5 protein-coding genes are annotated in these 6,919 nt (G+C 71.3%); 4 read left to right on the top strand and 1 reads right to left on the bottom strand.

Features of this window, described 5'->3' with window-relative positions:
- Nucleotides 1-329: 329 nt before the first annotated feature.
- The 3 genes from D7Y15_RS28270 to D7Y15_RS28260 all read left to right on the top strand — a co-directional run bounded on the left by D7Y15_RS28270 (nucleotide 330) and on the right by D7Y15_RS28260 (nucleotide 4,199).
- Nucleotides 330-2,264 carry an FHA domain-containing protein gene (locus D7Y15_RS28270; protein WP_233597361.1) on the top strand — a complete coding sequence of 645 codons (1,935 nt, stop codon included), beginning with the start codon at nucleotides 330-332 and terminating at the stop codon, nucleotides 2,262-2,264.
- A 104-nt stretch (nucleotides 2,265-2,368) separates the two neighbouring features.
- Nucleotides 2,369-3,706: a cyclic nucleotide-binding domain-containing protein gene (locus D7Y15_RS28265; protein WP_120580043.1), complete on the top strand. Its 1,338-nt coding sequence runs from the start codon at nucleotides 2,369-2,371 to the stop codon at nucleotides 3,704-3,706.
- Nucleotide 3,707: 1 nt separating this feature from the next.
- The gene (locus D7Y15_RS28260; RefSeq protein WP_120580042.1) at nucleotides 3,708-4,199 is read left to right on the top strand and encodes a hypothetical protein; all 492 of its coding nucleotides are present in this window, start codon (nucleotides 3,708-3,710) and stop codon (nucleotides 4,197-4,199) included.
- Here D7Y15_RS28260 and D7Y15_RS28255 read toward each other — a convergent pair.
- Nucleotides 4,196-5,803, bottom strand: coding sequence for a tetratricopeptide repeat protein (locus D7Y15_RS28255; RefSeq protein WP_121754521.1), 1,608 nt, complete (start codon nucleotides 5,801-5,803; stop codon nucleotides 4,196-4,198). The genes D7Y15_RS28260 and D7Y15_RS28255 overlap by 4 nt on opposite strands.
- A 144-nt stretch (nucleotides 5,804-5,947) precedes the next feature.
- Here D7Y15_RS28255 and D7Y15_RS28250 point away from each other — a divergent pair, with 144 nt between their 5' ends.
- Nucleotides 5,948-6,916, top strand: coding sequence for a homoserine kinase (locus D7Y15_RS28250; protein WP_121754520.1), 969 nt, complete (start codon nucleotides 5,948-5,950; stop codon nucleotides 6,914-6,916).
- Nucleotides 6,917-6,919 lie beyond the last annotated feature (3 nt).

Genomic DNA, 6,919 nt, shown 5'->3' with positions numbered 1-6,919 from the left:
GGCGCGCCGGGAGGACGCGAGGGCTCGGGGCATGGGGGGCTCGTGGCTCTTGAGGAAGCGGGAATGGAGGAAACCTACATCGGAGACGGGACGCCGTGCGGGCCAACGAACCGGATTGAGCCCGTCTTCCCTGAAAGGAACGCTGGGAGCGCATTCCCACCGTGCGGTGGGCGCTCTAAGATGATCGCCGCTTCAACCTGGACCCACCCATGCCTCCTCGCCGTCCATCACCGTCATCGCGTTCGGGCACCGGCCGTTCGGCCGGAGGCGCGACGGCGGACCGCCGACCCAAAGCTCCCGCGGGGGGTGGCTCCCGCCGCGTCTCCGCCGTGCCGGATGAAGACTGGTCCGCGCCACTCTCCGGCGAAGACAGCCAGGACGGGGGAGACCCGGAGCTGTACGGCGACGCGGAGCCCGTTCGCTCGCGCACGGGCGAGACGCGGGTGGCCTCCATTGACGACGTGCGTCCGGAGGCGGAGGAGCCCGCCGAGGACGAGGACAACTCCGAGACGACGCGCGCCGGCCCCCCGGTGCTGATGCTGGTGCTGGACGGCCCGGACAAGGGGCGCAAGAAGCGCTTCAAGGGCGTGCGCATGGTGGTGGGGCGCAGCAAGGACTGCGACTTCGCCCTGGGCGACCAGACGGTGTCCCGGCGCCACCTGGAGCTCGTCTACGGCGAGAGCGGCGTGGTGATGCGCGATCTGGGCGGCATCTCCGGCACCCAGGTGAACGACCAGAAGGTCGACGAGTGCATCCTGAAGCACGGGGACGAAATCTCCGTGGGCAAGACGCGCCTGCGCTTCGTGGACGAGGGCGAGCTCATCAAGGAGATGCGCGCCAAGGCCGAGTCCGGCGAGGCGGACGAGAAGAAGGAAAAGAAGGAGGAGAAGAAGGACCCGCGCCTGGATGAGAAGACCAACGCGAACTACAAGATCGCGGACCTGATGCGCGACGAGAAGGCGCGCAAGACGGGCGTGCCCCGTCCGCGTCCGGTGCGTTCAACGGCGCGCGAGGGCTTCAAGATCACCTTCAAGATGAAGGTGGGCGCGGCGGTGGGTGGCCTGGTGCTCCTGATGCTGATCGCCGGTCTGGCGATGTCCGGCGGGAACAAGCCGCCGCCCAAGCCGGTGGTGGACCCCAGCCAGGCGCGCGCGCAGGAGCTGATGCAGCGAGCGCGCGACAAGGTGCGCGACGGCGAGTACCCGGACGCGGTGCGCTTCGCCCAGGAGGCGGAGAAGCTGCGCGTGGGCATCGACGTGGACGGCGTGGCCAAGGCGGCCCAGCAGCTCCAGGACATCATGGACGCCTTCCAGGCGACCCGGGACCTGATGGCGGAGAACCGCTACCCGGACGCGCGCGCGAAGCTGACCGGCACGCCGCAGGGCACGGCGCGCACGGACGAGGCGCGCAAGAAGCTGGAAGAGGAGCTGGACGCCCGCGAGCAGAAGTACACGCTGGACCTGGTCGATGCGGCGCTGACGGAGCGCCGGCCGGACGACGCGCGCACCCTCATCGCGGAGCTGCCGCAGGGCACGCGCTCGCTCTACGAGCAGAAGCTCACGGACCTGGTGAACCAGCTGGCCAAGGAGGCGCAGCAGGCCGCGCGGCAGGCGGGTGTCCGGCAGGCGGTGGCCGCGGAGAACGCCAAGCAGCGCCGCGCGGAGTTCGTGGCGGAGGCCTTCCAGGACGTGGAGCGCCGCTTCAACGGCGGGGACTTCCAGCGCGCGTCGCTGGAGGTGGACCGGGTGATGGACAAGTACCGGAGCGAGGCGGACATCCAGGCCCGCGCGCGCAACCTGAAGAAGCTCATCCCCCAGTTCCGCTCCGCCTTCGAGGAGGGCCAGAAGAAGTACGAGAACAACTCGTTGGAGGCCTCCGTGAAGCCGCTGCGCCGCGCGGTGGAGGTGTACCGGCAGATTGGCTTCGCTGGCTCGCTGGGCGACACGCTGGACAACGAGCTGGCCTCCGCGTCGGTGGCGGCGGGGCAGGCGGCCTTCAAGCGCAAGGAGTTCCCACTGGCGGGCCGCAGCTTCCGAGAGGCGCTGCGTCTCAACCCGGGTGACTCGCGCGCCCGCGACGGCCTGGACGAGCTGCAGAAGAAGGTGGAGGAGCTGTACCTGTCGGCGTACATCTCGCGCGACCGCGACCCGGCCCTGGCGACGGAGCAGTTCAAGATCGTCATCGAGTCCTCCGCGGAGGGCGCGGACGTGAAGCGCAAGGCGGAGATGGCGCTGAGCGACCTGCAGAAGGCCGGCGGTTCGTAGCGCGTAGCTGGAGTCAGGGGGCCGCCGCCCGTGGGATGAGGGTGGGCGGCCTCTTTCATGTATCCCTGTCACACCTGTCGTCGTGCGCGGTCTGGAGACACCGGATGAACGAGTCGTCGTTGCGTGAGCTGGGCATGGACCTGTTCGAGGAGCGCCAGTTCGAGCGCGCCCTCGCCGTCTTCGCGGAGGCCGTTCGCCGCGTGCCCGCCGACCACCGCTCGCGCATGCTGGCGTCCCGGTGTCTGGCGGAGCTGGGTGAGCGCGAGCGCGCCGTCACCGCGTACCACGCGTGCGCGGAGGGGCTCCTGCGCCGTGACTACCTCTTGAGCGCCATGGCCGCGTGCAAGCTGGCCCTGGAGCTGTCGCCGAACGAGCGCCGCCTGAAGGAGACGCTCTACCGCGTGCACTCGCGCGCCGCGCGCAGCGCCCCGGGCCGCGCCGCCGTGCCGCCGCCGCTGCCGCCGGAGCACCTGTACGACGGCAAGGTGGACACGGACCTGATGGGCCTGGTGGGCGAGGAGCTGTCCAACCGCGCCATTGAAGTGCTGGCCGCGCCGGACACCGGCGGCACCGCGGATCCGCAAAGCCGTCCGCCGCTGCCGCTGTTCGCGGACCTGGACCGGGACGCGTTCCTGGACCTGGTGGGGCGCATGGTGTGGCGCACCATCAAGCCGGAGGAGGTCATCAGCCGCGAGGGCGAGCCGGACGACCACCTGCACGTCATCGTCGCCGGCAAGGCGGAGGTGACGCGCCGGACGGACGGCGAGGACCGCACGCTGGGCTTCCTGGGCGGCGGCTCCATCTTCGGCGAGCTGGCGCTGCTCACGGGCGCGCCTCCCACCGCGTCGGTGACGGCGGTGTCGGACTCGGAGGTTTTTGAAATCCGCCGCGAGCACCTCAACGCGGTGGCGAAGAGCCACCCGGCGGTGCCGCAGCTGCTGGCGGACTTCGCGCAGCAGCGCATGATGCGCAACCTGATGGCGAACTCGCCCCTGTTCCAGCAGCTGCCGGAGTCGGAGCGGGGCGCGTTCTTCCAGCGCTTCACCTTCCGCGCGCTGCAGCCCGGCGAGAGGGTCCTGGTGGAGGGCGAGTATTCCCAGGGCCTCTTCCTGGTGCTGGCCGGCGAGCTGACGGTGCAGAAGGAGGACCCGGCGGGCGGCATGGTGACGCTGGGCGTGCTGCGCGAGGGCGACGTGGCGGGAGAGATTTCACTGCTCACGGGCCTGAGGGCCACGGCCACGGTGTCCGTGACGCGCAAGACGGCGGCGGGGTGGCTCAAGCGCGAGGCCTTCCAGGAGCTGGTGACGTCCTTCCCCAACATCCGCACGTACCTGGAGCAGCTGTCCGACCGCCGCCTGAAGCAGATTGGCGAAGCGCTGCGCCCGCTGGAAATCATCGACGCGGACGACATGATGCTGGAGCCGGAGACCGGGGCCGCCTGAGATGGTGCTGACTCGAACCCGGGTGGTGAGCGGCATGGCGGCGGTGCTCGCCGCCGCGCTCGTGTTGTTCCTCTGGCCGCGCGAGGAGCCGGGCGTGAAGGACGCCGTCACCCGGCGCATCATCGCGATGACGCGCTCGGCGGAGGAGAAGGACGTGGGCGGGGTGATGGAGGGCGTGTCCGAGCGCTTCAAGACGAAGGACGGCTGGAGCAAGCAGGACGTGCGCGGAATCCTGGCCGCGCAGGTGCTGCGGGGCCAGTGGGTCCGCATCTTCACCACCGACATCGACGTGCACGAGGTGTCGCCCACGCAGGGTGACTTCCAGGCGCGCTTCATCTTCGGCCGCTCGGAGGCGGACAAGCTGGAGGACCTGGCGAAGGACAGCGTCCTCAACGCCTACGCCATCGAGGGCACCTTCGAGAAGGAAGAGGATGGCGAGTGGCGCGTGGTGAAGGCGAAGCAGCGCCAGTTGGACCCCTCGGAGCTGCTCTAACGCGTCACCGCTTCGGGTGACTGCTGCTGGAAGAGCGGCCCCGCCTCCGTGAGCCAGGCCTTGGCCATGGCGGGCTGGCCGCTGGTCTCCAGGCGCTTCTTGATGTCGTTGGCGCGCGTGGCCAGCTGCTCCACGGGCGCGCCCTGGGCGCGGGCGCGCACGAGTGAGAAGTAGTGCTGCTGGCACCCGGAGGCGAACTCGCCCTGGGCGAAGAGCAGCTCGCCCAGCGCCGCGTACGCCTCCGGCATGCTGCCCGCGCCCGTCTCCGGAGCCACGGCGGTGAGCAGCGACTTCGCGCCGTCGAAGTCCTTGCGCGCGAGCAGCAGCGCGCCCTTGGCGTACTGCGCCCGCGCCAGCCCCACGCCGCGCGCCGAGAGCGCCTTGTCGTAGGCCGCGAGCGCGTCGTCCTGACGGCCGGCCGCCTCCATCACGCCGCCGCGCGTGAGCCAGTACCGGTCGTCCTTGTCCAACGCGGGCAGCTCCTTGCCGTCCGCCGTCCGCACCTTCACCTCGCGGAAGGTCTTCTCGTAGGCGTCCAGCATGGCCAGCGCGCCCTCGCCGTCGCCCTGGGCCTGGAGCAGCCGCGCGCCCTCCAGCGTCAGGAGTGGCGCGGTGGGCCGCTTCGCCGCCGCCGCCTCGAAGGCCTGGCGGGCGTCCGGGGCGCGCTTCACCGCGAGCGCACGGCCCCGGGTGAAGAGGGCGTAGTGCTCGTCCGGCCAGGCCTTGAGCGCCGCGTCCACGTGGGTGAGCGCCTCGTCAGGGGAGCCCTTCGCCAGGGAGACTTCCGCCTGGGCCACCGCCATGCGGGCCTGGAGCGCGGGCGTCAGCTCCTTGCCGCGCGAGCGCACCTCCTCCAGCAACGCCGTCACGCCGTCCGGAGGCCGCCCCGCGTACAGCTGCGCCAGGGCGGACGTCACCCGCGACAGCAGGTGGTCCGGGTTCGCGGTGGTGGCGCGCGCGAAGGCCTCCACGGCCTGGGGGAACATCCCCTCGTCGAGCAGCGCTTCACCGTAGGCCACGGAGAAGCGCGGATCCTTCCAGGCCCCTTCCGCCGCGCGCGCGAAGGCCTGGCGGGCCTCCGAGAGGTGCCCCTCCTTCTGCAGCAGCCGCGCCTGGGCCAGCGTCAGCCGGGGGCTGTTGGCGCCCTGGGACTTGAGCTCCTCCAGCAGCTTGTGCGCCTCCGCCGTCTGCCCCGAGCCCACGAGCAGCAGCGCCCGGGCGCCGTAGCGCTCACCGGAGCGCGAGCCCAGCGTCTCCGCGCGCTCCAACTGTTCGCGCGCCTTCGCTTCCGCGCCGGGCTGGTGGTGGGTGAGCCACAGCTCCGCCTGGAGGTCCGCGGCCAGCGCCCGCGCGTCGCGCGAGTCCGGCGCGAGCGCGAAGAGGGCCTCCAGGTTCTGCTGCGCCATGGCCAGGTCGCTGGGGTTGCCCTTCAGCACCGCGGAGCGCGCCGTGCGCAGGTGGGCGTCCACCTCCTGGCGCACCTGCCCCTGGTGCACGTACCAGGCGACACCCGCGGCGAGCAGCACGGCGACGGCGCCAATCTGGGCCAGGGCGCTGCCCAGTCCCTCGCGACGCTTCCAGTCACCGCGGCCCGACGTTTCCATGGGGGTGGCCTCACGCGCAAAGATTGAAGATTTTCAGACAGTTATGCGAAGTAGGACGGGCATGGACAGATAGGTCCGGCCCCCTGGGGTGTCAACGGGTGGGGGCAGCACGCACGCGGGGGCGGCACGCCCCGGAGGCACGTCATGGCCGTCTACACGACACTTCCCCCCGAGGCCTTCACCCACGTGGCGGAAGTCTGGGGCCTGGGGGCGGTGCGCTCCATCACGCCGATTCCCCAGGGCTCCATCAACACCAACCACCGGCTGGAGACGGACTCAGGCCGCGTCTTCGTGCGCCACACGACGGTGCGCTCGCCGGACGACCTGCGCTTCGAGGCGTCCCTGTTGGCTCACCTGTCCCAAGCGCACTTCCCCGCGCCGGTGCTGCTGGTGCCTCCGGGGCCCACGCCCTTCCTGGAGCTGCACGGCGGGCGGATCAGCGTCTTCAAGTGGCTGGCCGGCGAGGAGTACACCCGCGACCGCCTCACGCCGGAGGTGCTGGAGCGCCTCGGCGCCGAGCTGGGCAAGCTGCACCGGGTGACGCAGTCGTTCGGTGGCACGCGCGCGAATCCCTACGGCCCCGGCGTGGTGAAGGGCTGGCTGGAAGGCCTGTCCCAGCGGCCGGAGCCGGAGCTCGTCTCGGTGGCGGCGGAGCTGGAGCGGTACCTCTCGCGCGTGGAAGCCGAGCGCCAGGGACTGGAGCCCCGGGGCGTCATCCACGCGGACCTCTTCCTGGACAACGTGAAGTGGCTGGGCGACCGCGTGGGCGCCTTCTTCGACTTCGAGATGGCCTGCGTGGACGCGTACGCGCTGGACGTCGCCGTCACCCTCAACGCGTGGTGCTTCGAGGGGGCCTACCAGCCGGAGCGGTGTCAGGCGCTCCTTCGCGGCTACCAGGACGCACGGCCGCTGTCGGACGTGGAGAAGCGGGCGCTGTACGGCCACGCCCTCTACGGCGCGGTGCGCTTCACCACCAGCCGCATCCGCGACTACCACCTGTCCCCGCTGGGCGCGGACAAGCTCGCGCCCAAGGACTTCCGCACCTACCTGTCCCGCGCGCGGGCCCTGGATGACATGGGCCCGGACGGGTTGAAGGCGCTCGTGGGCGCCTGAGGG

The sequence above is a fragment of the Corallococcus sp. AB030 genome, from assembly GCF_003668965.1.
Taxonomy (GTDB): Bacteria; Myxococcota; Myxococcia; order Myxococcales; family Myxococcaceae; genus Corallococcus; species Corallococcus exiguus.
This window is presented reverse-complemented; position numbering and strand designations above follow the sequence as displayed.

Excerpts from the sequence above, each read along its gene's own strand:
- D7Y15_RS28265 (WP_120580043.1), top strand. The coding sequence starts at position 2,369 with ATGAACGAGTCGTCGTTGCGTGAGCTGGGCATGGACCTGTTCGAGGAG.
- D7Y15_RS28260 (WP_120580042.1), top strand. The coding sequence starts at position 3,708 with ATGGTGCTGACTCGAACCCGGGTGGTGAGCGGCATGGCGGCGGTGCTC.
- D7Y15_RS28255 (WP_121754521.1), bottom strand. The coding sequence starts at position 5,803 with ATGGAAACGTCGGGCCGCGGTGACTGGAAGCGTCGCGAGGGACTGGGC.
- D7Y15_RS28250 (WP_121754520.1), top strand. The coding sequence starts at position 5,948 with ATGGCCGTCTACACGACACTTCCCCCCGAGGCCTTCACCCACGTGGCG.